Annotated in this window: 18 protein-coding genes; 4 read left to right on the top strand and 14 right to left on the bottom strand. The window is 68.5% G+C overall.

The annotated features are described in order from the left end of the window. The coding region (locus ABD747_RS03185) for a hypothetical protein (RefSeq protein ID WP_344801640.1) at positions 1–612 on the top strand (612 nt) is incomplete at its 5' end. After that, positions 605–1,870: a lipopolysaccharide biosynthesis protein gene (locus ABD747_RS03180; RefSeq protein WP_344801639.1), complete on the top strand. Its 1,266-nt coding sequence runs from the start codon at positions 605–607 to the stop codon at positions 1,868–1,870. The genes ABD747_RS03185 and ABD747_RS03180, both read left to right, overlap by 8 nt. Here the strand turns inward: ABD747_RS03180 and ABD747_RS03175 are convergent. The 6 genes from ABD747_RS03175 to ABD747_RS03150 form a co-directional block, all read right to left on the bottom strand. Then, a complete protein-coding gene (locus tag ABD747_RS03175; RefSeq protein WP_344801638.1) occupies positions 1,829–3,028 on the bottom strand; it encodes a glycosyltransferase family 4 protein in 1,200 nt (399 codons plus the stop codon). The two genes, ABD747_RS03180 and ABD747_RS03175, sit on opposite strands and share 42 nt — an antisense overlap. Then, positions 3,025–3,876 carry an NAD-dependent epimerase/dehydratase family protein gene (locus ABD747_RS03170; protein ID WP_344801637.1) on the bottom strand — a complete coding sequence of 284 codons (852 nt, stop codon included), beginning with the start codon at positions 3,874–3,876 and terminating at the stop codon, positions 3,025–3,027. Before ABD747_RS03170 ends, ABD747_RS03175 begins: the two co-directional genes overlap by 4 nt. 1 nt (position 3,877) lies before the next feature. Next, positions 3,878–5,134, bottom strand: coding sequence for a nucleotide sugar dehydrogenase (locus ABD747_RS03165; protein ID WP_344801636.1), 1,257 nt, complete (start codon positions 5,132–5,134; stop codon positions 3,878–3,880). Continuing rightward, positions 5,131–6,057 carry an NAD-dependent epimerase/dehydratase family protein gene (locus tag ABD747_RS03160; protein ID WP_344801635.1) on the bottom strand — a complete coding sequence of 309 codons (927 nt, stop codon included), beginning with the start codon at positions 6,055–6,057 and terminating at the stop codon, positions 5,131–5,133. The genes ABD747_RS03165 and ABD747_RS03160 overlap by 4 nt, the downstream gene beginning before the upstream one ends. A 3-nt stretch (positions 6,058–6,060) precedes the next feature. Continuing rightward, positions 6,061–7,872 (bottom strand): nucleoside-diphosphate sugar epimerase/dehydratase, encoded by a 1,812-nt coding sequence (locus ABD747_RS03155; RefSeq protein ID WP_344801634.1) that lies wholly within the window; start codon positions 7,870–7,872, stop codon positions 6,061–6,063. A 171-nt stretch (positions 7,873–8,043) separates the two neighbouring features. Next, positions 8,044–8,676: an arsenate reductase/protein-tyrosine-phosphatase family protein gene (locus ABD747_RS03150; RefSeq protein WP_344801633.1), complete on the bottom strand. Its 633-nt coding sequence runs from the start codon at positions 8,674–8,676 to the stop codon at positions 8,044–8,046. Here ABD747_RS03150 and ABD747_RS03145 point away from each other — a divergent pair. Both ABD747_RS03145 and ABD747_RS03140 read left to right on the top strand, forming a co-directional pair. Next, positions 8,675–9,574, top strand: coding sequence for a hypothetical protein (locus ABD747_RS03145; RefSeq protein WP_344801632.1), 900 nt, complete (start codon positions 8,675–8,677; stop codon positions 9,572–9,574). The two genes, ABD747_RS03150 and ABD747_RS03145, sit on opposite strands and share 2 nt — an antisense overlap. Positions 9,575–9,730: 156 nt before the next feature. Beyond that, entirely contained in the window at positions 9,731–10,774 is a 1,044-nt protein-coding gene (locus ABD747_RS03140) for an LCP family protein (RefSeq protein ID WP_344801631.1), read from the top strand. A 77-nt stretch (positions 10,775–10,851) separates the two neighbouring features. Here ABD747_RS03140 and ABD747_RS03135 read toward each other — a convergent pair whose 3' ends face one another. Genes ABD747_RS03135 through iolC form a run of 8 tightly spaced genes read right to left on the bottom strand, consistent with a single transcriptional unit; the run spans position 10,852 to position 20,048 of the window. Beyond that, positions 10,852–12,345 carry a CoA-acylating methylmalonate-semialdehyde dehydrogenase gene (locus ABD747_RS03135; protein ID WP_344801630.1) on the bottom strand — a complete coding sequence of 498 codons (1,494 nt, stop codon included), beginning with the start codon at positions 12,343–12,345 and terminating at the stop codon, positions 10,852–10,854. Positions 12,346–12,395: 50 nt separating this feature from the next. Beyond that, positions 12,396–13,265, bottom strand: coding sequence for a sugar phosphate isomerase/epimerase family protein (locus tag ABD747_RS03130; protein WP_344801629.1), 870 nt, complete (start codon positions 13,263–13,265; stop codon positions 12,396–12,398). Beyond that, entirely contained in the window at positions 13,262–14,323 is a 1,062-nt protein-coding gene (locus tag ABD747_RS03125; protein ID WP_344801628.1) for a Gfo/Idh/MocA family protein, read from the bottom strand. The genes ABD747_RS03130 and ABD747_RS03125 overlap by 4 nt, the downstream gene beginning before the upstream one ends. Continuing rightward, on the bottom strand, positions 14,320–15,243 hold the full coding sequence (locus ABD747_RS03120; RefSeq protein ID WP_344801627.1) for a TIM barrel protein: 924 nt from the start codon (positions 15,241–15,243) through the stop codon (positions 14,320–14,322). Before ABD747_RS03120 ends, ABD747_RS03125 begins: the two co-directional genes overlap by 4 nt. 49 nt (positions 15,244–15,292) lie before the next feature. Next, on the bottom strand, positions 15,293–17,194 hold the full coding sequence (iolD, locus tag ABD747_RS03115; RefSeq protein WP_344801626.1) for a 3D-(3,5/4)-trihydroxycyclohexane-1,2-dione acylhydrolase (decyclizing): 1,902 nt from the start codon (positions 17,192–17,194) through the stop codon (positions 15,293–15,295). Positions 17,195–17,200: 6 nt separating this feature from the next. Continuing rightward, positions 17,201–18,079, bottom strand: coding sequence for a 5-deoxy-glucuronate isomerase (iolB, locus tag ABD747_RS03110; RefSeq protein WP_344801625.1), 879 nt, complete (start codon positions 18,077–18,079; stop codon positions 17,201–17,203). Between the two features lie 11 nt (positions 18,080–18,090). After that, entirely contained in the window at positions 18,091–19,011 is a 921-nt protein-coding gene (locus tag ABD747_RS03105) for a Cgl0159 family (beta/alpha)8-fold protein (RefSeq protein ID WP_344801624.1), read from the bottom strand. Further along, positions 19,011–20,048, bottom strand: coding sequence for a 5-dehydro-2-deoxygluconokinase (gene iolC, locus ABD747_RS03100; protein WP_344801623.1), 1,038 nt, complete (start codon positions 20,046–20,048; stop codon positions 19,011–19,013). Before iolC ends, ABD747_RS03105 begins: the two co-directional genes overlap by 1 nt. Positions 20,049–20,053: the final 5 nt, after the last annotated feature.

The following is a 20,053-nucleotide window of genomic DNA, read 5'->3' as shown; positions in this document are numbered from 1 at the left end:
GTCTACGGGTTCTACAAGACGGTGGGCGCCGAGGTTCTCCGGCTCGCAGACGATCGCACGACAATCGCGGCAATGTCGGCGGAGACAGGCCGCACCTTCGAGCTCCTGCTGCTGGAGGACTTCGGTCGCGCCGGCACGCAGAGCCTGGTGATCGACCGGCTCGGCAGCGGTGGTGAGCTGAGCTGGGGCGCGACGTACATCGGCGACGTGATCCGGCTGGCGCCGGACGCCATCGCTCCCACTCCGGACGACGACAAGGTCGCCGCGGGCACCGAGCTGCTCAACGGTGCCGGCTCCTACGCCGTCGGCGAGCGGTCGAGCCGGATCTACGGTCTGGCCGGGGAAGGAATGATCAACTTCGGCTTGGTCGGTGGCATCGTCGCCTTCCTGCCCTTCGCGGTGCTGGTCCGCTGGGCCGATCGCTACTGGTCGGACTCGTTGGCTCCGGACGATCCGTCGGCAAAGCTGCTCGCGGCCTGGCTGCCCGCGACGGTGATCGTCGCACTGGCCAGCGACCTGGACAACGTCTTGTGGATGTTGATCAAGCAGGCGATGGTGATGATCCTTGTCGTGTTCTTCGCCCGTACCAGGGCCACCGAGCGCGATGGCTGACGACACGGCGACGCTGAGCCGGCGGTCGCTGCGGCTGCGGACCCGACCGGTCCTGATCGGAAACTGCGGGTACGCGCTGGCCCAGTTCGCGATCCTCGTCGTGCTGGCTCGGATCCTCGGACCGACCGAGGTCGGCCTGTACGCCCTCGCCCTGGCCGTCACCGCGCCGGTCCAGCTCGGGCTCGGACTACGTCTTCGGACCACCCTGAGCGTCGATCACTCCGCCACCTCGTTCTCGACCTACACCCGGCTCTCGACGGCCCTGGCCGTGCTGGCCCTGCTGGTCGGCAGCCTGATCGGCTGCCTCGTCCGGCCCGAGCCGGCGTTCGTGGTCGTGGTCGTCCTGGTCGCCGCCTCGAAGGCGGTGGAGAGCGTGCTCGACGTCTGCTACGGCGAGTACCAGCGCCGCGAGATCCTGGCTGCCATCGCCTTCTCCCAGCTCCTCCGCGGAGCGGTCACGCTGGTCCTCGTCAGCGCAGCTGCCTGGCTCTGGGGGCTCCAGGCCGCACTGATCGCGCTCGCCGTCACTTGGACGCTGCAACTCCTGCTGCTGGATTATCCGCGAGCCAGCGCGGCGGATTCCCGCTCCACCGCCGCCGGACCGGCCCTTCGTGCGCGTGACCTGGTGCGACGAAGCTGGCCGCTGGGTCTGGCGGCCGCCCTCTCCTCGCTGTCGTTCGCCGTTCCCCGGCTGACGGTCGCAGGACTCCTCGACGCCGACGCGCTCGGTGTGTTCGCGATTCTCGCCTATCCGATGACGGTCGTGACGATCTTGGCCAACTCGCTCGGGCAGGCGAACGTACGATCGCTGTCCGTCGCGGTCCGGCATCACGGCTCCAAGGAGCTGGTGATCTCGATGCTGAGGATGTCGGTGGTCATCTGGGGACTGGGTTTCCTGGGCGCCGTCGGCGCGGTCGTCTGCGGACCGCAGGTCGCCCACTGGCTGCTGGGAGACGCCGTTCCCGTCTCGGTCGGACTGCTGCTGCTGTTGGTGGCCGGAGCGACGGCCGCCGGGCTGGCGACCATCGCGTCCTATGCCGTGGTGAGCACCACCCGCTTCGGCTGGCAGCCCGTCGTGGTGTGCGCGAGCATCGCTGTGACGCTGCCCGTGATGTATCTCGCGACCAAGGCGTTCGGCCTGACCGGAACCGCCCTCGGCATCGTCGTGATGTACGTCCTGCAGACGGTCTTCGGCACGGTCGCTGCGCTGTGGTCGCTACGCAGCGCCCGATCCGTCGACGAAGGAGCCGCGGTCTGAGGCGCGCTGATCGGCCGCCGGACGGACAACCGACCGGTAGAAGTCGAGCAGGCTCTCCCAGAAGAGGCGCTGGTCGTATCGCTCGCGCACCCGCCGCCGGGCCGCGCACCCCAGCCGGGCCCGAAGATCGACATCGAGCAGCCGCTCCAGGGCGGACGCGAGTGCGGCACTGTCCCGCACCGGGATCAGGAGGCCTGTCTCCGCGTCAGCGACGACCTCGTTGCACCCGTTGATGTCGGTCGCCACGCAGGCGAGCCCGCACGCCGACGCCTCCAGCAGCGCGTTCGGCAGACCTTCGCGATAGCTCGGCAGGGCGAAGATGTCGGCAGCGGAGTAGTACGGCCGCACGTCGTCGCACCAGCCCACGTTGACGATCCCGTCCGAGGACCGCAGCAGCTGCGCCGCCTGCTCGGACAGCGGGTCCCGCTCGGGCTCGGCCGACCCGACCAGCAGCAGCACCACGTCGTCGTGCTCGGACCGGAGCTGCTCGAAGGCGAGCAACAGCTCCCCGATCCCCTTGTCGCCGACTAGCCTGCCCGCGTACAAGATCACCGTCGCGTCCTCGTCGATGCCGAAGAGTCGGCGTGCCGAGGCACGAGCGTTCGCGTCCGCCGGCCGGTACCGGGCGGGATCCACACCGTTGATCGAGCCCTCGCCGATCACGTCGATCCGCCGGGCGCTGCTGACGTGGTCCAGTACCCAGGACCGCAGTCCCGTGCTGTTGCAGGTCAGCCGGGTGGACAGGGCGTACGTTGCACGTTCCGCGGCCAGCAGAAGTTGCCGACGAAGTCCGGACGCCTCCATCAGTGGCATCCCCACGATCCCGTGGACCCGGACAGGGACCCGGGCCAGCGCCGCGGCGGCCATCACCAACAGCCCCGCCTTCGGCGTGTAGCTCTGCACCAGTTGCGGCCGGGTCCGGCGAAACCACCGGCACAGCTGCCAAAGCGCAGCCACGTCCGCGAGCGGCGTCACTGCTCGTTTCATCTCCACGCCGAACGCGGCCACCCCCTCGCGGTCGGCCACGGCGTCCAAGCGATCGCCGGGTGAGGAGATCACCGTGACGTCGAACTGCCTGCTCAGGTACGCGGGCTGGCCGACGAGCAGGCTGTCGAGCGACTGGGGCACGGTCGTCGCCAGGTGGAGCCTGGGTCTCATCGGCGGATCGACTCCAGCACGTGCTCGACGACCCGACCGAACCGGCCGACGTCGACGAGTCCCGACAGCACGGTCACGTCCGCGATCGAGACGTCGATCTCGCGTCGCCGGACGGACTCGATCTCGAGCTCGTACCCCTCCCGCCGGACCGCGTCGAGGATCGACCGGACGGATGTGCCGAAACCGGTCGCGACGTTGACGACGGGAATGTCGCGACGATCGAGCAGCACCTCGTACACGTCGACGACGTCGTCGACATGAATGAAGTCGCGGACCGCGTTGCCCCGGTTGGCGACCCGCAGCGGAGTGCCGAGCCGGGCCGCGTCGATGATCTTGGCGATCAGCGAGAAGTTGTCGTCTCCGCCGTACATGTTGAACAACCGCACGATCGTCGTATCGATACCGTGCCGTCGCCCGGCACTGCGCACCAGCGACTCGTTGGCGACCTTGAGACTCGAGTGCAACGAGTCGGCCATCAGCCGGTCGTCCTCACGACACGAGGTGTTGTCGCCGTACACCGACGCGCTGCTGGTGTAGATGATCTTGCGAACGTCGTAGTCGGCCAGCGATCCGAGAATGCTCGCGGTCACCCCGAGCGAGACCTGGACGAAGGACTCCGGATTGCGCACGTCGTCGAGCCTGGTCGCGGCCTGGAAGTTGTTCAGGACCAGGCTGAACGGCCCGGCCGGCAGCTGTCTCCGGAAGCCTTCAGAGCTGAACTCGCGCGCTGAGATCAACGTCGGCGCCGGCGCCCGCTTCGCCAGCCGGGCAGACAGGTTGCTGTCCCGCCCGACGATGACGGTTGCGGGGCGCGGGTCCTCCCCGGGCAGCGGCTCGGCTGGAGTCACGTCAGAGCCGCACGACGCCGGACGCGGTGACGACCCCCCGCGTGTCGAGCAGCAGCCGCGACGATGCGGCCAGTCGGGCCAGGTCGTAACTCCCGTGCGGCTGGAGAAGGATGGTGAGGTCGGCCTGCTCAGCTGCCTCGTACGGGTCGGCAGCTCGATTGAGCGATCGGCCGGGCGAGACCCGCCAGCCCGGAACATAAGGGTCGTGGTACGAGACCACCGCTCCCCAGTCGATGAGCTTGCGGGCCAGCGGCATCGCCGGTGTCTCGCGGCAGTCGGCGACGTCCGGCTTGTAGGTCACACCGAGGAGCAGGATCCGAGCCCCGTTCGCCGCCATCCTTCGATCGTTGAGCAGCTCCAGGGCTCGGGTCGCGGTGTACAGCGGTGCGGCTCGGTTGATCTCCTCGGCCAGCTCGACCATCCGGAAGGCGTACCCCAGCTCGGCCTTCACCCGATGACTCAGGTAGGCAGGATCGACCGGGATACAGTGCCCGCCGACCCCGGGACCGGGGCGGAACGCCATGTAGCCGAACGGCTTGGTGGCAGCGCAGTCGATCGCGTCCCAGAGGTCGATGCCGAGCTCGTTGGAGAACCGCACCATTTCGTTCACCAGGGCGATGTTGACGTGCCGGAAGGTGTTCTCCAAGAGCTTGGCCATCTCGGCCTCCTTGGCTCCCTTGGCCGCGACGACCGTGTCCACCAGGATGCCGTAGAACTCCACCGCGGCCTCGGTGCACCTGCTTGTCAGGCCGCCCACCACCTTGGGTGTGTTGCGGACCCCGTACACCTGGTTGCCGGGATCGATCCGCTCGGGCGAGAAGGCGATCATGACCTCGCCCTGTGCCCACTGGTCACCGAGCACGAGCGGCGCGAAGACCTCCTCGGTCGTGCCGGGGTAGGTGGTCGACTCCAGCACCACCAGCGTTCCCTTGCGGACATGGCGACCGATGACCCCGGCCGCGTCGAGGATCGCTGTGAGGTCCGGGCCGCCGTCTCGGTGCAGCGGCGTCGGCACGCAGACCAGCACCACGTCGGCATCGGCGATGCAAGTGGGATCGGCGGACGCCGAGTACCCGAAGTCGAGACCTTGTCGCAGCTCGTCGACCGAGACGTCGGTGATGTGCGACCGGCCGGCATTGAGCCGCTCGACCAGGGCGGCGTCGGAGTCCAGGCCGACGACGTCCATCCCGACCGCGGCCGCACGAAGCGCCATCGGCAGCCCGACGTAGCCCTGGCCCATCACGACGAGCTTCTTCATGACTGCTCCCTCAACCAGGTGTAGGTGCGGTCGATGCCGTCGCGGAGGGGGACCGGTGCGACGTCGGGAAAGAGACCGCGGAGGACCGCGTTGTCCGCCTGCGAGTGCGGTACGTCGCCGGGTCGAGGCCCGCGGTGCTCGAGCGGCGACTGGCAGCCGGTGACGTCCTCGATCACCTCGACCAGGTCCAGCAGGCTCGTGTTGGTGCCGAACGCGAGATTGACCGGCTCCGGATGCGACACCCCGCGGGCGAGTGCGCGCAGCAGCACGTCGCAGACCGTGCCGACGTAGGTGAAGTCACGAGAGTTGCTGCCGTCGCCGTTGATCGGTATCGCCGAGCCGCGGCGAACCGCATCCAGGAACACCGGGATGACCGCGGCGTACGCGTGGCCGGGACGCTGCCGGGGTCCGTAGACGTTGAAGAACCTGAAGGCGAGCGTGCTCAGGCCGAACGACTGCTGGTAGGCCAGCACGTACTGCTCCGCCGCCAACTTCGACACCGCGTACGGACTCATCGGCCGCACCCACTCCCGCTCGCCCTTGGGCAGCGCAGGATTGCTTCCGTACACCGAGCTCGACGAGGAGTAGACGACATGCCGGATGTCGGTCCGGCGGGCACACTCCAGCACCGTCAGGGTGCCGGTGGCATTCGCTTCGTGAGTTGCCATCGGGTTGGCGATACTGCGCGGAACACTGCCGAGCGCGGCGAGGTGGACGACCGCGTCGACGTCCCGCATGGCGCGCATGACGTCGTCGGCGCAGGTGACGGAACCCTTGACGAAGTCCACGTCGAGCCCGAGCAGGTTGTCGACATGGCCGGTCGCGAGATTGTCGAGAACGGTGACACTCCAGCCGCTCGCGATCGCGGCCTCGGCCAGGTTGGAGCCGACGAAGCCCGCACCTCCGGTGATCAGGACATGCATCTGCTAGCCCACCCGATCGGAGCCGGTTGCGACGGCCACAGGCCTGAGCTCCGGTCGCTGCGAGAACGACCCGACGTCGGCCCGATGCAGCGGCGGAACCGGGACATGGGTGATCAGTGGATGCTGGCGCCGGGTTCCCTGCTCCCCCGTGCTGAACAGCGCCTCGTGCAGCTTCTCGCCCCGGCGGAGACCGGTGAAGACGATCTCGATCTCCTTTCCCGACCGCGCCACCAGCCGCTGTGCGACGTCGAGGATCCGGACCGGCTCTCCCATGTCGAAGATCAGCACCTCACCGGCCTCCCCGATGGCGCCGGCCTGGATGACGAGCTGACATGCTTCCGGAACGGTCATGAAGTACCGCGTGATGTCCGGGTGCGTGACGGTCACCGGACCGCCGCGATGGATCTGCTCCATGAACGAGTGCAGGACCGACCCCCGGCTGCCGAGCACGTTGCCGAACCGGACCGAGATGTAGGTACCGGGGGCATTCGCGCTGTACCAGGCGGTGACGCGCTCGGCGATGCGTTTGGTCCGTCCGAGGGTGCAGCTGGGATCGGCGGCCTTGTCGGTGGAGACGTTGACGAACTGGGCACAGCCGACCTTGCGAGCCGCCTCCAACACGTTCAGCGTTCCTTGGACGTTCGTCTTCCAGCCCTCGTCGGGATACTGCTCGAGCATCGGCAGGTGCTTGAGCGCTGCGGCGTGGAAGACGACCTCGGGACGATGCAGAGCGAAGATCTCCTCCACGACCCGAGCGTCCCTGATGTCGGCCAGCACCATGTCGGGCGTGTCCAGCAGGCCTTGGCCATAGATCGACAGCTGGACCGCATGCAGCGCGGACTCGTCCCGGTCGAGCAGCACGAGCTCCGTCGGTCCGAAGGCGTGCACCTGACGCGCGAGCTCGGAGCCGATCGAGCCGCCGGCGCCCGTGATCAAGACCACGCGTCCGGTGAGATAGCCGGCGATCCCGCCGAGGTCGGTGTGGATCTGCCGACGCCCGAGCAGATCCTCCATGTCGACCTCACGAATGTCGCTGAGCTTGACCCGACCGCCGACCACCTCGTTGACCGGCGGCAGCACCAGGAATCTCAGCCCGGCTTCCTCGACGAGCGCCGATGTCTCGCGCACCAGCTCGGGGCCGGCATCGCTGATCGCCAGGATCACCGTCGTCGCGTCGACCATTGCTGCGGCCTGGAGCAGTCCGCTCCGATCGCCGAGCACCGGAACTCCCATCAAGCGCAGGTGTCGCTTGCTCCGGTCGTCATCGATCAAACCGACGGGACGAAAGGGCGCCGCATCCTCCATGGTCAGCAGCCGCACCAGCTGGTGCCCGGCATTGCCGGCACCGTAGATCAGCGCGCGCTCCCGGTCGGCGCCGGCACGCGCGCCGGCACGAGTGACGATCGCGCGGTAGCCCCACCGTCCCGCGGCCATCAACAGCAGGGCGACCGGCGGGGCGAGGGCGGCGACGGCCCGCGGAAACGCGCTGGTGCCGACGAGACCGATGAAGATCACCGCCAGCACGAGCGAGACGACGACCGTCGACATCGCCAGGCCGAAGCTCTCCTCGAAGCTCGCGGTCTTGTACCGGCCGCGGTACAGCATCAGCAAAGTCCCGACGATCACCTGAATGACGCAGGCAGCGACCGCGTACGCGACGACCGCGACGTCCTGGGAATCAGCGAGCGTGAAGTCGTACCGAGAGCCGACCACCACGCAGGTGGCCAGCACCCAGCTCGCGCAGTCCCACAACACACGGACGGCCTGGCGCGACAGTGCGCTCTTGCACAACACGTCTCGGGGGGCTCCCTCCATGGGCACTGCCCCCGCAGTGCTGGCGTCGTCGCGACTCGTGATCACGAGTCGCGCTCATGCTAACTACATCGTGCAGACAAATGCCAGGCGGGATACCAACGTGTGATCAAACGGCTCCGGCCCCGATCGATCGTGATACCTGATCTGCGGACGATCATGATCGCGCCGTCCTCAGAGTCGTCCACCGGCAATCCTGGCGATCGTCGTCACTGCGTCGTCGATCTCGCCGAACGCTCGGACGTAGTCGGCTTCGGAACCCCCGTACGGATCGTCGATCTCGTCCGCCGCGCTCGGGCTCCGCCGCGTCGCCGCCGATCTCACGGCTACCCGCAGCCGTTCCGCCGAGGTTCTGCCGGGCAGCTCGTCCGGCTCCAGCCCGTCCAGCAGGCGAGCAAACTCACGCAAGGTGAAGGTCCGGCGAACGACGGAGGGCGCCAGGTCGACGACGTCGCGTCGCTGCTCCTTGGTCATCGTGAGCACGAGGTCTGCCGCGCGCAGCTCCTCGGGCGTGACCCGGCGTGCCGAAAAGTCTGCGGACGCGATCTCGGCCTGCCCGAGCAGCCGAGCCATCGGTGGTGAGATCGGGGCACCGAGCACACCGTAGGTACCGCCTGAGCTCACGGCCACGCCCGGTCCGAGCCTGACGGCCAGCAGTCGCTCCGCCACCGGCGATCGACAGATGTTGCCGGTGCACACACAGAAGATCCGGAACTGCTCGAGGTTCGACAGGGCGGGACACTCCTCGGACGACTCGACCGCGGATTGGACCGGGGCACCGAATATTGTGGTTAGGCTACGCGCCATGCTCGGCGCGCTGCGAAGCAACGCGCGATGGATCGCGATCGGCTGCTTGATCATCCTCAACGCCGCTCTGATCGCCGCGCTCATCGTGCGACACTCGGCCACCGCGACGTCCGCGGTCCCGGCCGGCGTCCCTGCGGTGAGCCCCGCCATGAGCCCGAGCGACACATCGCGGACTGTCTCGACGCCGACTCCCGCACCGACCGCCTCCCCATCCGCACCCGAGTCCCCGGGTCCGGCATCCACCCCGAGCCGGCTTCTCACCGCCAACTCGGCCACCATCGCCTGGCGTGCCGAAGGTGGCGGCTGCGGCGAGCGAGCGGTGGTCGAGGTCACCACGAACGGCGGAAAGACCTGGCGACGTGTCGATCCCCAGCTGCGCGCGCTCGTCCGCCTGCAGGCGTACGGCGATCACTCGGTGTTCGCCGTCGGCGCGGATGCCGCCTGTCGACCTGCCTACACCAGCACGGAGTCCCCGGATCGGAGGTGGCACAGCGCACCGGTCGTCTGGGACACCTGGTTCAGCGATCCGAAAGATCCTGCCCGGGTGCACGCGCCCGGTGGTCGGACATCTCGGCCGTGTGGCGATGCCGTCCGGGCCTTCAGCGCCACGAGCAGGGCGGGCGCCGCGGTCATCTGCGGCGACGGGCGGGTCCGGGTCAGCACGACCGGCCGAACCTGGCGCACGATCCAGTCACGCTCGACCGCTGTAGCCCTCGGCTCCTCCGACCGTGGCTTGCTGCTCGCCTACCCGTCTGCCTCCTGTCAGGGAGTGGTCGTGCGGAAGTTGCGCGCGACCACGGGCGGTGGAAGCTGCGCCGAGGAGTTAGATGCCGTCGCGATCGCCGGACACGGCACGACCACGTGGGCGTGGGTCGGCGATCACATGTCGGTTCGGTGAGACTGCGGCGTGGAGATGGCGACGATGTGATCACGCGGCACCCGGTATGGACCGATCCCGGATCGGCTGGCTATGCTTCGAGGCCAGTGCTGTGCAGCGGCTCGGGGCGCTGCGTTCGGGACCAGCGCATCCGTTGTCCGCTGAAGAACAGAGCCGATGTCGCCCCCGATCCGCATGGCCCCGCCCGCATCCACCGAGCCAGATCCCCGTGGCCGCAAGACGTCGCGCCGGCGCTCGGTGCTCCTGATCGCGCTCATCGGCACCGCCGTGCTCATCGTCGGAGCGCTTGTCTTCGCATCGGTCTATGTGGTGCGCATCGACTCGGCCGTCGAACAGAACCTCCAGCGGGTCGACGAGATGCCGCCGGACTCGCCGACCGATCCCTCCGAATCGCCACGTCCGGCGAAGAACCCCGCAAGCAAGGCCATCAACTATGTCTTGATCGGCTCCGACAGCCGCGCCGTCGGCAATGCCGGCGCCGGCCGGAGCGACGCGCTGATGGTGCTGCACCTGACGGGCGACCGTCGTGAGGCATATCTGATCTCGTTTCCACGCGACCTGTACGTCCCGATTCCCGGCCATGGCAAGGACAAGATCAACGCCGCGTACGCCTACGGCGGCACCGCCCTGACGATCCGCACGCTGGAAGGCTTGCTCGACACCCGGATGGACCATGTCGCCGTGATCGACTTCGCCGGCTTCATCGGGCTGACCGACGATCTGGGCGGAGTCACCGTATACAACCAGTACCCGTCACGATCCGACGGCTACGCCTTCCCGCAGGGCAACGTCACCATCCGCGGCCAGCAGGCGCTCGCCTACGTGCGCGAGCGCAAGCAGTTGCCGCACGGTGATCTCGACAGGGCCGAGCGCCAACGCGCAGTGGTGGCGGCAATCATGAAGAAGGGGCTCAGCCCAGCAGTCATCGCCGACCCCGACCGCTTCGTCCGGTTCGCGGGCGGCGCCGCACGACACATCAGCGTCGATCGGCAGCTGACCGACCGCGAGCTCCGGAAGACCGCCGCGTCGTTGCGGCTCACACCGGACGACGTGTTCGCGCTGCAGGCACCGATCACGGGCTTCGGCACGTCTCCCACGAAGCAGAGCATCGACATCGTCGACCAGCCCAAGCTGGATGTCCTCGCGGCGGCACTCCGCGACGATCGGATGACCGACTACGTCGCCAGCTATCCCAACTGACCGCCGTCGGGGCCGGGCCGTCGTCGACGTGCGCTGAGCCTGTCGAAGGCACGCTTCGACAGGCTCGGCGCGCGATCTCAGTCGTTCTGGGGGAAGCCGAGGTTGAGGCCGCCGTGGCTGGGGTCGAGCCAGCGGGAGGTGACGACCTTGCCCCGGGTGAAGAAGTGCACGCCTTCGACTCCGTGGGCGTGGCTGTCGCCGAACAGGGACGACTTCCAGCCGCCGAAGGAGTAGTAGGCCATCGGCACCGGCACCGGCACATTGATGCCGATCATGCCGACCTTCACCTCGTTCTGGAACTGTCGGGCCGCACCACCGTCGTTGGTGAAGATCGCCACCCCGTTGCCGTACGGGTTGTCGTTGATCAGCTGCACACCCTCGTCGTAGGAGTCGACCCGGACCACCGACAGCACCGGGCCGAAGATCTCGTCGGTGTAGATGCTCATGTCGGTGGTGACGTGGTCGAACAGGGTCGGCCCGACGAAGAAGCCCTCCCCGTCGGCATCCGGCTGGATGGTCCGGCCGTCGACGACCAGCTCGGCACCTGCAGCCTCGCCGGCGTCGACGTAGCCGGACACCCGCTGCTGCGCCGCAGAGGTGACCAGCGGGCCCATGTCGCAGCCCCGGGTCCCGTCACCGGTCCGCAGCCCCACGGCCCGCTCCTTGATCTTCGCGACCAGCGTGTCGCCGATGTCGCCCACGGCGAGCACCGCCGAGATCGCCATGCACCGCTCACCGGCCGACCCGAAACCGGCGTTCACCGCCTGGTCGGCGGCCAGGTCCAGATCGGCATCCGGCAGCACCAGCATGTGGTTCTTCGCCCCACCCAGGGCCTGCACCCGCTTGCCGTTGGCGGTGCCGGTCTCGTAGACGTACTTCGCGATCGGGGTCGAGCCGACGAAGGAGATCGACTGCACGTCCGGGTGGGTGAGCAGGCCGTCGACGGCGATCTTGTCACCGTTGAGCACGTTGAACACACCGTCGGGCAGGCCCGCCTCCTTCCACAGCTCGGCGATCCACCGCGCCGCAGTGGGCACCTTCTCGCTCGGCTTCAGCACGACGGTGTTGCCGGCGGCGATCGCGATCGGGAAGAACCACATCGGCACCATCGCGGGGAAGTTGAACGGGGAGATGATGCCGACCACGCCGAGCGGCTGCCGAACCGAGTGCACGTCGACCTTGGTGGAGGCGTTCTCGGTGAAGGCGCCCTTGATCAGATGGGCGATGCCGCAGGCGAACTCGACCACCTCCTGGCCGCGGGTCACCTCGCCGAGGGCGTCGGAGAGCACCTTGCCGTGCTCGGAGGTGATGATCGCCGCCAGCTCCTCCTTCCGCGCATTCAGCAGCTCGCGGAACGCGAACAACACCTGGGTCCGCTTCGCCAGCGAGGTGTCCCGCCATGCCGGGAACGCCGCCGTTGCCGCCGCCACCACCTCGTTCACGTCCTCCTCACTCGCCAGCGCCAGCTGCGCGGTCACCTCCCCGGTTGCCGGGTTCGTGACATCGGAGAAGCGGCCGCCGGTGCCCTCGAACGAGGTGCCGTTCTTCCAGTGGTGGAGCGTCGTTGCCATGATCTTTTCCTTACTCGGTTGCGTTGTGTGCGGGGGTCGGTGTGGCTGGGTCAGCCGAAGTGCTTGTCGATCAGTGCCTGCGCCCGCTCGCGCTGGCGGGAGTTGACGCCGTCGGCGTCCTCTTCCCAGCCGAACACACAGCTGCTGATCACGCCGTCGAAGCCGACCGAGGCGAGTGCCGCGAACACCTCGTCGTAGTCGACCTCGCCGCGGCCCATCTCCATGTGCTGGTGCACCCGGGCGGTGTTGCCCGGCGGGTTGGAGATGTAGCGCAGTCCGTTGGAGGTGAGGTGGTTCCAGGCGTCGGCCAGATGCACATAGCGCACCTTCTCCGCCGCCCGCTCGATGATCTCGGTCGGGCTGTGGCCCTGGTGGAAGGCGTGCGGTGTGCAGTAGAGGAAGCCGAGCCAGTCACGGTTGAGACCGCGGATCATCTCCACCGCCTCGATCCCGTCCTCGATGAAGTCGTCCGGGTGCGGCTCCAGGATCAGCTGGACTCCCTCCCGCTCGAACACCGGCAACAACTCCTCCATCGACTTCAGGAACTGCGCCTCCGCGGTCTCGGCGGCCTCCGGGCGCCCGTTGAACTCGGAATTCATCACCTCCACGCCCAGGTCCACGGTGATCTGGATCGCTCGCCGCCAGGCGCGGACGGCCGCCTGCCGCTGGTCCTCGTCCGGTCCTGACCAGCGCAGCACCGGCAGCACCGAGGCGATCTTGATGCCGGCATCGGCGGTGACCTTCTTCAGCCTGCGAACCCCGGCATCGTCGATGCGGGGATACTTGAAGAACGGGACGAAGTCCGCTTTCGGTGACAGCTCCATCCACTCGTATCCCAGTCGGGCCACGTGATCGGCCAGCTCGTAGACCGTGCTGGTCGAGTAGTACATCTGCGGATCGAGCGCCAGCTTCACACTCATGGCCGGTCGCCGATCAGATCGGGCGCACGGATGTCGGGGATGGGCTCCTCCTCCACCGGCAGCGCAATGCCGGCGAGCTGGACATACTCTTTGCGGCCGCTGCGGACGGCCTTGACACCGGCCTCGCAGACCGCGACCGCGGCATAGCCGTCCCAGGCGCCCGGGCCGTCGATGGTGCCCTGCTTGGCCGCGTCCACCCAACGCTGCAGCTCGATGTCGTACGCCTGACCGAACCGCTCCACGAATCCGGGCGTGATCTGGCCGCCCCAGCTGCCGTCGGTGCGCTTGACCTGGAGGTTCTGGTCCAGGCCGATCGTGGCGCTACCCTGCTCGCCGACGACCTCGGTCCGGACCTCGTAGGCCACGCCGGTGCGGACGTAGATCTCGTCGGTGACGATCCGGCCCGATTCGGTCTCGAAGACCACAAGCATCGGATCGTTGGTGCCGGCCGGAGCAGCCGAGGTGGCCACCCCCTTGATCACCTGGACCGACACGATCTCTTCTCCGAGCAGGAAGCGGGTGACGTCGACCTCGTGCACGACCGAGTCGCGGATCATGAACTCGGAGTTGAAGTGATCGGGCACGGCCGGATTGCGATGGGTGCAGTGCACCATCAGCGGGTTGCCGAGACCACCGGAGACGATCAGCTGGTGCAGCGCGACATACTCCGGGTCGAACCGGCGCATGAATCCGACCTGGATCAGCTCTTTGCCGAGCGACTTCTCCTTCTCCACGATCACACGCGAGGAGGCGATGTCGGTGGTCAGCGGCTTCTCGCAGAGCACCGGTTTGCCGGCATCCAGGCAGGCGTTGACCTGGACGTCGTGGACCGCGCCCGGGGACGCGATCAGCACCGCATCCACCTCCGCGTCGTTGATCGCCTCGATCGGGTCGTCCACCACCCGGGCGCCGATCGCGTCGGCGACCTCCTTCGCCTTCTCCGGGAAGTAGTCGCTGATCACGGTCACCTTGGCGCCTCTGATCCGCTTGGTCAGTGCGTCCACATGGAAGGCGCCCATCATCCCCACGCCGAGGACGGCGATGCGCAGCTCCGTCATGACACAACCCCCATGTCGATCTTCACGTCGGAGCAGTTGCTCAGATAGGTCTTGGTGCGCTTGGCGATCGGCAGCGGGATGTCCGGTGCGCACGGATACAGGTCGTGCTCGATGATCCCCTTCACCTCGCGGTTCAAGGCGTTCAACGCGTCGAGCACCGGCGGCATCTCGGGCAGGCCGAGCGGCGGCTCGATCATCGCCCCCATCCGCACCGCCTCGGGGAAGGACAGGTTCCGGTCGAGGACGTACTCGACCACCGTGGGGTTCACCTGCTTGAGGTGGACGTAGCCGATCCGCTCCGGGTACTTGGTGATCAGCTCGACGCAGTCGCCGCCGTAGTAGGCGACGTGGCCGGTGTCGAGGCAGAGGTTCACGTACTCCGGATTCGTGCCCTCCAGGAAGCGCTCGATCTCCGGCTGGTAGCCGACGTGGGTGTCGGCGTGGCTGTGGAACTGCACGTGCAGCCCGTACTCCTCGAGGATCCGGCGGCCGAGCTCGTCGGTCTGGCGGGTCAGCAGGTTCCACTGCTCTTCGGAGAGGTCCGGGTCCTCCTTCGGCTCACCGGTCTTGTGATCGCGCCACGGCTCCGGGATGACCACGATGTGCTCGCCGCCCATGGCCTTGGTCAGCGCGGCGACGTCGGTCACCTGCTTCCAGGTGTAGTCCCAGGCACCGGGCAGGTGCAGGTGGGAGAAGACGGTGCCGGCGAGCACCGACAGGTTGTGCTGGTCCAGCACCTCCTTCAGCTCGCTGGGGTCGGTCGGCAGGTAGCCGTACGGTCCGAGCTCGATCGCCTCGTAGCCGGCCTCGGCGACCTCGGCGAGGAACTGACTGGCCGGCAGCTGCTCGGGGTCGCTGGGGAACCACACCCCCCACGAGTCGGGCGCGGTGCCGATGGTGATCTTGGCCAACGGGGTCACTCTCCTGGTTCTGCTGGATGGATGGATGGTTCGGTGATCACGCGCCGGCTCAGACGGTGGTCGGGGTGAGGAACGGCCGCTGCTCGGCCTTGTGCTGGTCGTACGTCTCCCGCGCAGACCGGGTGGACTCCAGCGTGGAGGTGGCGCTGACCGGGACGTCCCACCAGGATTGCGAGCTCGGCGCGTCGATCAGCGGGTCGGTCTCGACGTAGATCACGATCGGGCCCTCGGCCGCCTTGGCCGTTTTGATCGCGTCGGCGAACTCGGCCCGGGTGCCGGCCTTGATCACCTCGAGCCCGAAGCTGGCCGCGTTCGCGGCCAGGTCGATCGGCAGCTTGTCGCCGTCGAGCCGCCCGGTCGCGGCGTTGCGCCGCCGGTAGGACGTACCGAATCGCTGAGAGCCGAGAGACTCCGAGAGCGAGCCGATCGAGGCGAAGCCGTGGTTCTGGACCAGCACCGTGATCACCTTGATGCCCTCCTGCACCGCGGTAGCGAGCTCGGTGGCCATCATCAGGTAGGACCCGTCGCCGACCAGGACGAACACGTCCCGGTCCGGACAGGCCAGCCGCACGCCCAGGCCGCCGGCGACCTCATAGCCCATGCAGGAATAGCCGTACTCGACGTGGTAGCCCTTCGGATCGCGGGTCTGCCACAGCTTGTGCAGATCGCCCGGCATCGAGCCGGCGGCGCAGACCACGACGTCACGCGGGTCGGACAGCTCGTTCACCATGCCGATCACCGAGTTCTGGGACAGCAGGCCCGGCGACGGCTCCTCCTCGGCGTACGCCTTCGCCACCGTCGCGTCCCACTCGGCGTTCAGCTCGCTGATCCGCTCGGCGTAGCCGGGGTCCACCCGGTGCTCCGCGAGCAGCGCGCCCAGCGCGTCGAGGGACTCCCGGGCGTCGGCCAGCACGCCGTAGCCGGCGTGCTTGACCGCGTCGATCGGGGCGACGTTGATGTTCACGAACTTCACGCCCGGGTGCTGGAACGCGGTCCGGCTGGCCGTGGTGAAGTCCTCGTAGCGGGTACCGATGCCGATGACCACGTCGGCGTCGCGGGCGATCGCGTTCGAGGCGGTCGTCCCGGTCGAGCCGATCGCGCCCAGGCACTGGGGGTGGTCGAACGCGAGGGTCCCCTTGCCGGCCTGGGTCTGGCCGACCGGAATGCCGGTGGACTCGACGAACGCCTCCAGGGTCTCGGTGGCGCGGGAGTAGTGCACGCCACCGCCGGCCACGATCAGCGGGCGCCTGGCCCCGCGGATGATCTCGGCAGCCTGCTCGATCACGCGGGTCTCCGGCAGCGGCCGGGCGATGTGCCAGACCCGCTTGGCGAACAGCTCGACCGGCCAGTCGTACGCCTCCGCCTGCACGTCCTGCGGGAAGCAGACGGTGACCGCGCCGGTCTCGGCCGGGTCGGTCAGCACCCGCATCGCCGAGATCAGCGCTGCGGGCAGCTGCTCGGGCCGCCAGACCCGGTCGAAGTACTTGCTGACCGGGCGGAAGCAGTCGTTCACGGTCACGTCGCCCGCGTACGGCAGCTCGAGCTCTTGCAGCAGCGGCGACGCGCTTCGGTCGGCGAAGGTGTCCGCCGGCAACAGCAGCACCGGCAGCCGGTTGATCGTGGCCAGCGCGGCGCCGGTCACCATGTTCGTCGCGCCCGGCCCGACCGAGGTCGAGACCGCGTACGTCTGCAGCCGGTTCTTCGCCCGGGCGTACGCGACGGCGGTGTGCACCATCGCCTGCTCGTTGCGGCCCAGGACGTAGGGAAGCGTGTCGGGCTCGGTCAGCTCGGCCTGCAGCAGCGCCTGGCCGATGCCGGCGACGTTGCCGTGGCCGAAGATGCCGAAGCAGCCGGCGAACAGCTTCTGCTCGGTCCCGTCCGACTCCGAGTACTGCGCGCCCAGGAACTTGACGACGGCCTGGGCGACGGTGAGGTGAACAGTCTCAGCCATGAGGTTTCACGAGTCCTTCGCGATGAGTCTGGGGTCGGGGTCTTGGTCTACCCAGGTGCCACGCACCCAGGCGTGATCGGGGTGGTCGGAGATCTTCCAGGCGCGCTCGGCACCCGGCCCGGCCATCACGTTCAAGTAGTACATCTCGAAGCCCGGCGCCGCGACGCAGGGCCCGTGCCAGCCGAACGGCACCAGCACCAGGTCGCGGTCGTGGACCTCCTCGAGCAGGTCGATCTCATGGCCGGGCGACGACGACGTGCGCATGAAGCCGAAGCCCGGCTGGCCGTCGGGACCGGCGGCGATCTCGAAGTAGTAGATCTCCTCCAGCTCCGACTCGGTCTCGGTGGTCTCGTCGTGCTTGTGCGCCGGGTAGGACGACCAGTTGCCGGCCGGGGTGATCACCTCACAGGCGATGATCTTGCTCGCCGGCAGGGTGTCCGGGGTGCCGAAGTTGCGCACCCGGCGGCTGGACTGGCCGGCCCCGCGGAGCTCGACCGGCACCGCCTCGGCGGCCAGGTAGCGCGACTCGGCGTCGGCGTCGGCGGGGACCTTCGCACCGCACAGGGCGTACCTGCCGCCGTGTTCGGAGTACAGCTCGACGCTGCTGCCGGGCGCCAGGTAGGCCACGTCGGTGGGCCCGGCGAACACGTTCGGCCGGCCGGTGAGCACGCAGAACTGCGCTCCCTCGGTCTCGATCGCCAGCGAGCCGGACAGCGGTACGACGACGATCTCCTCAGCGCCGACATCGAGCTGGGTCGTCTGGCCGGCGCCGAGCTCGACGATCCGGAGCGACGAGTAGCCCCAGCCCGCCGACTCCGGCGTGACCTCGACCTCGTACGTTTCGCTGCCCGCGCTGCCAGCGGCCAGATAGAACTCGGAATTCATCCCGGACCTCCTCAACGCACCAGCGAAACGGCGGTGTCGACGGCCTTGGCCACGTCGCCGTCGGCCGGGTAGAGCATGGTCCGCCCCACCATCAGGCCCCGCACGGACGGCAGCGCGAGCGCGGCCTGCCAGGCCGCGTACGTCTCGTCGGGTGAACCCTCCGGGTCACCGCCGAGCAACAGGGTCGGCAGCGTGGTCGCGTCCATCACTCGCTCCATCTCGTGCACGACCGGAAGCTTCAGCCAGGTGTAGGCGCTGGAGGCGCCGAGGCCTTGGGCGATGTGCATGGACTTGATCACCGCATTCGGCGACAGGTCGTTGACGATCTTGCCGCCGACCCGGCTGGACATGAACGGCTCCACCATCGCGATGGTCCGGCGCCGGTTGAGCTCGGTGATGATCTTCGCCTGGGCCTCCAGTGTCGCCACTGTCGCCGGGTCGGCCAGGTCGATCCGAGTGAGCATCTTCAGACCGTCGAAGCCGGCGTCGATGGTGCCCTGCACGTCGTAGCCCGTGTTGCGGTCGTCCAGCTCGAAGCTGGAGCCCTGCAGGCCACCACGGTTGAGGGAGGCGAAGACGACCTTGTCCTCCAGCGCACCGAGAAGCAGTAGGTCCTCGGCGATGTCGGCGGTGGCGAGCAGACCGTCCACTCCGGGCCTGGACAGCGCCGTCATCAACCGCTCCAGCAGCTCGGTTCGGCTGGCCATCGCCGTCGGCCGGCCCTGAGCGCCGAGCGCGCCGCGGGCCGGGTGGTCGCAGGCGATGATCATCAGCCTGCCGTCCTCGCGCAGCAGTGGCCGGCGGCGGCGGGCGGCGAGCAGCCGTTGGATGCGCTGCGGGTCGCGGGCCCGGATCTCGTTGATCTCCGCGATCGAGCCGGCGAAGCCCTGCCCGGCCGGCGCCGCGACCGGAGCGGTCGATGTAACGGTCATCAGTTGCCCGCCTTCTCGAAGTGCACCGCGAGCGAGTCGGCCAGCCGCTCGTTCGGGTCGCCGCCGGCGATCAGCGTCTCGATCTCGGCCTCGGTCGGCATCGCGGTCGAGCACTCCAGCCGGGAGGCCACGATCGCACCGGCCGCGTTGGCGTACTGCAGCACCTTGTCCAGCGGCCAGCCGCGGAGCAGTCCATGACACAGCGACCCACCGAACGAGTCGCCGGCGCCGAGGCCGTTCAGCGGGCGGATCGGGATCGGCGGCGACTCCAGCCGGGACGTCCGGGTCTTGGCCAGCACGCCCTTCGGTCCCTGCTTGACGATGGCCAGCTCGACACCCGCGTCCAGCAGCGCATCCGCCGCTCTCTCCGGCTCGGTCTCACCGATCGCGACCTCGCACTCCTCCCGGTTGCCGACCGCCACGGTGACGTGCGGCAGCGCCTTCTGGATCTGCTCGGTGGCCGCGGCCGGGGTCTCCCAGAACATCGGCCGGTAGTCCAGGTCGAGCACGGTGAACTGCTTGCGGGCCCGCGCCTCCAGTACCGCGAAGTGGGACTCCCGGCTCGGCTCCTCGCTGAAACCGGTCACCGACAGCCACATCAGCCGGGTGCCCCGGACGGCGTCGAAGTCGATGTCGGACGGCTTGACCTGCAGGTCCGGTGCCGTCGGCTTGCGATAGAACCAGAGCGGGAAGTCGTCCGGCGGGAAGATCTCGCAGAAGGTCACCGGCGTCGCGTACTCGTCGTTGGTCACCACGTGGGAGTCGTCGACCCCCAGCTCGCGCAGCGCCTTGCGGACGAACCGGCCGAACGGGTCGTTGCCGACGCCGGTAATGATGCCGGCCCGCTCGCCCAGCCGGGCAGCCGCGACGGCCACGTTGGCGGTGGTGCCGCCGAGGTACTTGCCGAACGTCTCGACGTCCTCCAGGCCGACACCGATCTGCAGCGGGTACACGTCGACTCCGGCGCGACCGAAGGTCAAGACGTCCAGCGGAGCCGCGGCCGAGAAGCCGGAGCCGGTGGGGACAGGGTCGCTCATCGCGC

The organism is Microlunatus ginsengisoli (genome assembly GCF_039537205.1).
Taxonomy (GTDB): Bacteria; Actinomycetota; Actinomycetes; order Propionibacteriales; family Propionibacteriaceae; genus Microlunatus; species Microlunatus ginsengisoli.
The sequence above is the reverse complement of the archived record's forward strand: the minus strand, read 5'-3'. Positions and strand labels throughout refer to the sequence as shown.

Excerpts from the sequence above, each read along its gene's own strand:
- ABD747_RS03180 (WP_344801639.1), top strand. The coding sequence starts at position 605 with ATGGCTGACGACACGGCGACGCTGAGCCGGCGGTCGCTGCGGCTGCGG.
- ABD747_RS03175 (WP_344801638.1), bottom strand. The coding sequence starts at position 3,028 with ATGAGACCCAGGCTCCACCTGGCGACGACCGTGCCCCAGTCGCTCGAC.
- ABD747_RS03165 (WP_344801636.1), bottom strand. The coding sequence starts at position 5,134 with ATGAAGAAGCTCGTCGTGATGGGCCAGGGCTACGTCGGGCTGCCGATG.
- ABD747_RS03160 (WP_344801635.1), bottom strand. The coding sequence starts at position 6,057 with ATGCATGTCCTGATCACCGGAGGTGCGGGCTTCGTCGGCTCCAACCTG.
- ABD747_RS03155 (WP_344801634.1), bottom strand. The coding sequence starts at position 7,872 with ATGGAGGGAGCCCCCCGAGACGTGTTGTGCAAGAGCGCACTGTCGCGC.
- ABD747_RS03145 (WP_344801632.1), top strand. The coding sequence starts at position 8,675 with ATGCTCGGCGCGCTGCGAAGCAACGCGCGATGGATCGCGATCGGCTGC.
- ABD747_RS03150 (WP_344801633.1), bottom strand. The coding sequence starts at position 8,676 with ATGGCGCGTAGCCTAACCACAATATTCGGTGCCCCGGTCCAATCCGCG.
- ABD747_RS03140 (WP_344801631.1), top strand. The coding sequence starts at position 9,731 with ATGTCGCCCCCGATCCGCATGGCCCCGCCCGCATCCACCGAGCCAGAT.
- ABD747_RS03135 (WP_344801630.1), bottom strand. The coding sequence starts at position 12,345 with ATGGCAACGACGCTCCACCACTGGAAGAACGGCACCTCGTTCGAGGGC.
- ABD747_RS03130 (WP_344801629.1), bottom strand. The coding sequence starts at position 13,265 with ATGAGTGTGAAGCTGGCGCTCGATCCGCAGATGTACTACTCGACCAGC.
- ABD747_RS03125 (WP_344801628.1), bottom strand. The coding sequence starts at position 14,323 with ATGACGGAGCTGCGCATCGCCGTCCTCGGCGTGGGGATGATGGGCGCC.
- iolD (WP_344801626.1), bottom strand. The coding sequence starts at position 17,194 with ATGGCTGAGACTGTTCACCTCACCGTCGCCCAGGCCGTCGTCAAGTTC.
- iolB (WP_344801625.1), bottom strand. The coding sequence starts at position 18,079 with ATGAATTCCGAGTTCTATCTGGCCGCTGGCAGCGCGGGCAGCGAAACG.
- ABD747_RS03105 (WP_344801624.1), bottom strand. The coding sequence starts at position 19,011 with ATGACCGTTACATCGACCGCTCCGGTCGCGGCGCCGGCCGGGCAGGGC.
- iolC (WP_344801623.1), bottom strand. The coding sequence starts at position 20,048 with ATGAGCGACCCTGTCCCCACCGGCTCCGGCTTCTCGGCCGCGGCTCCG.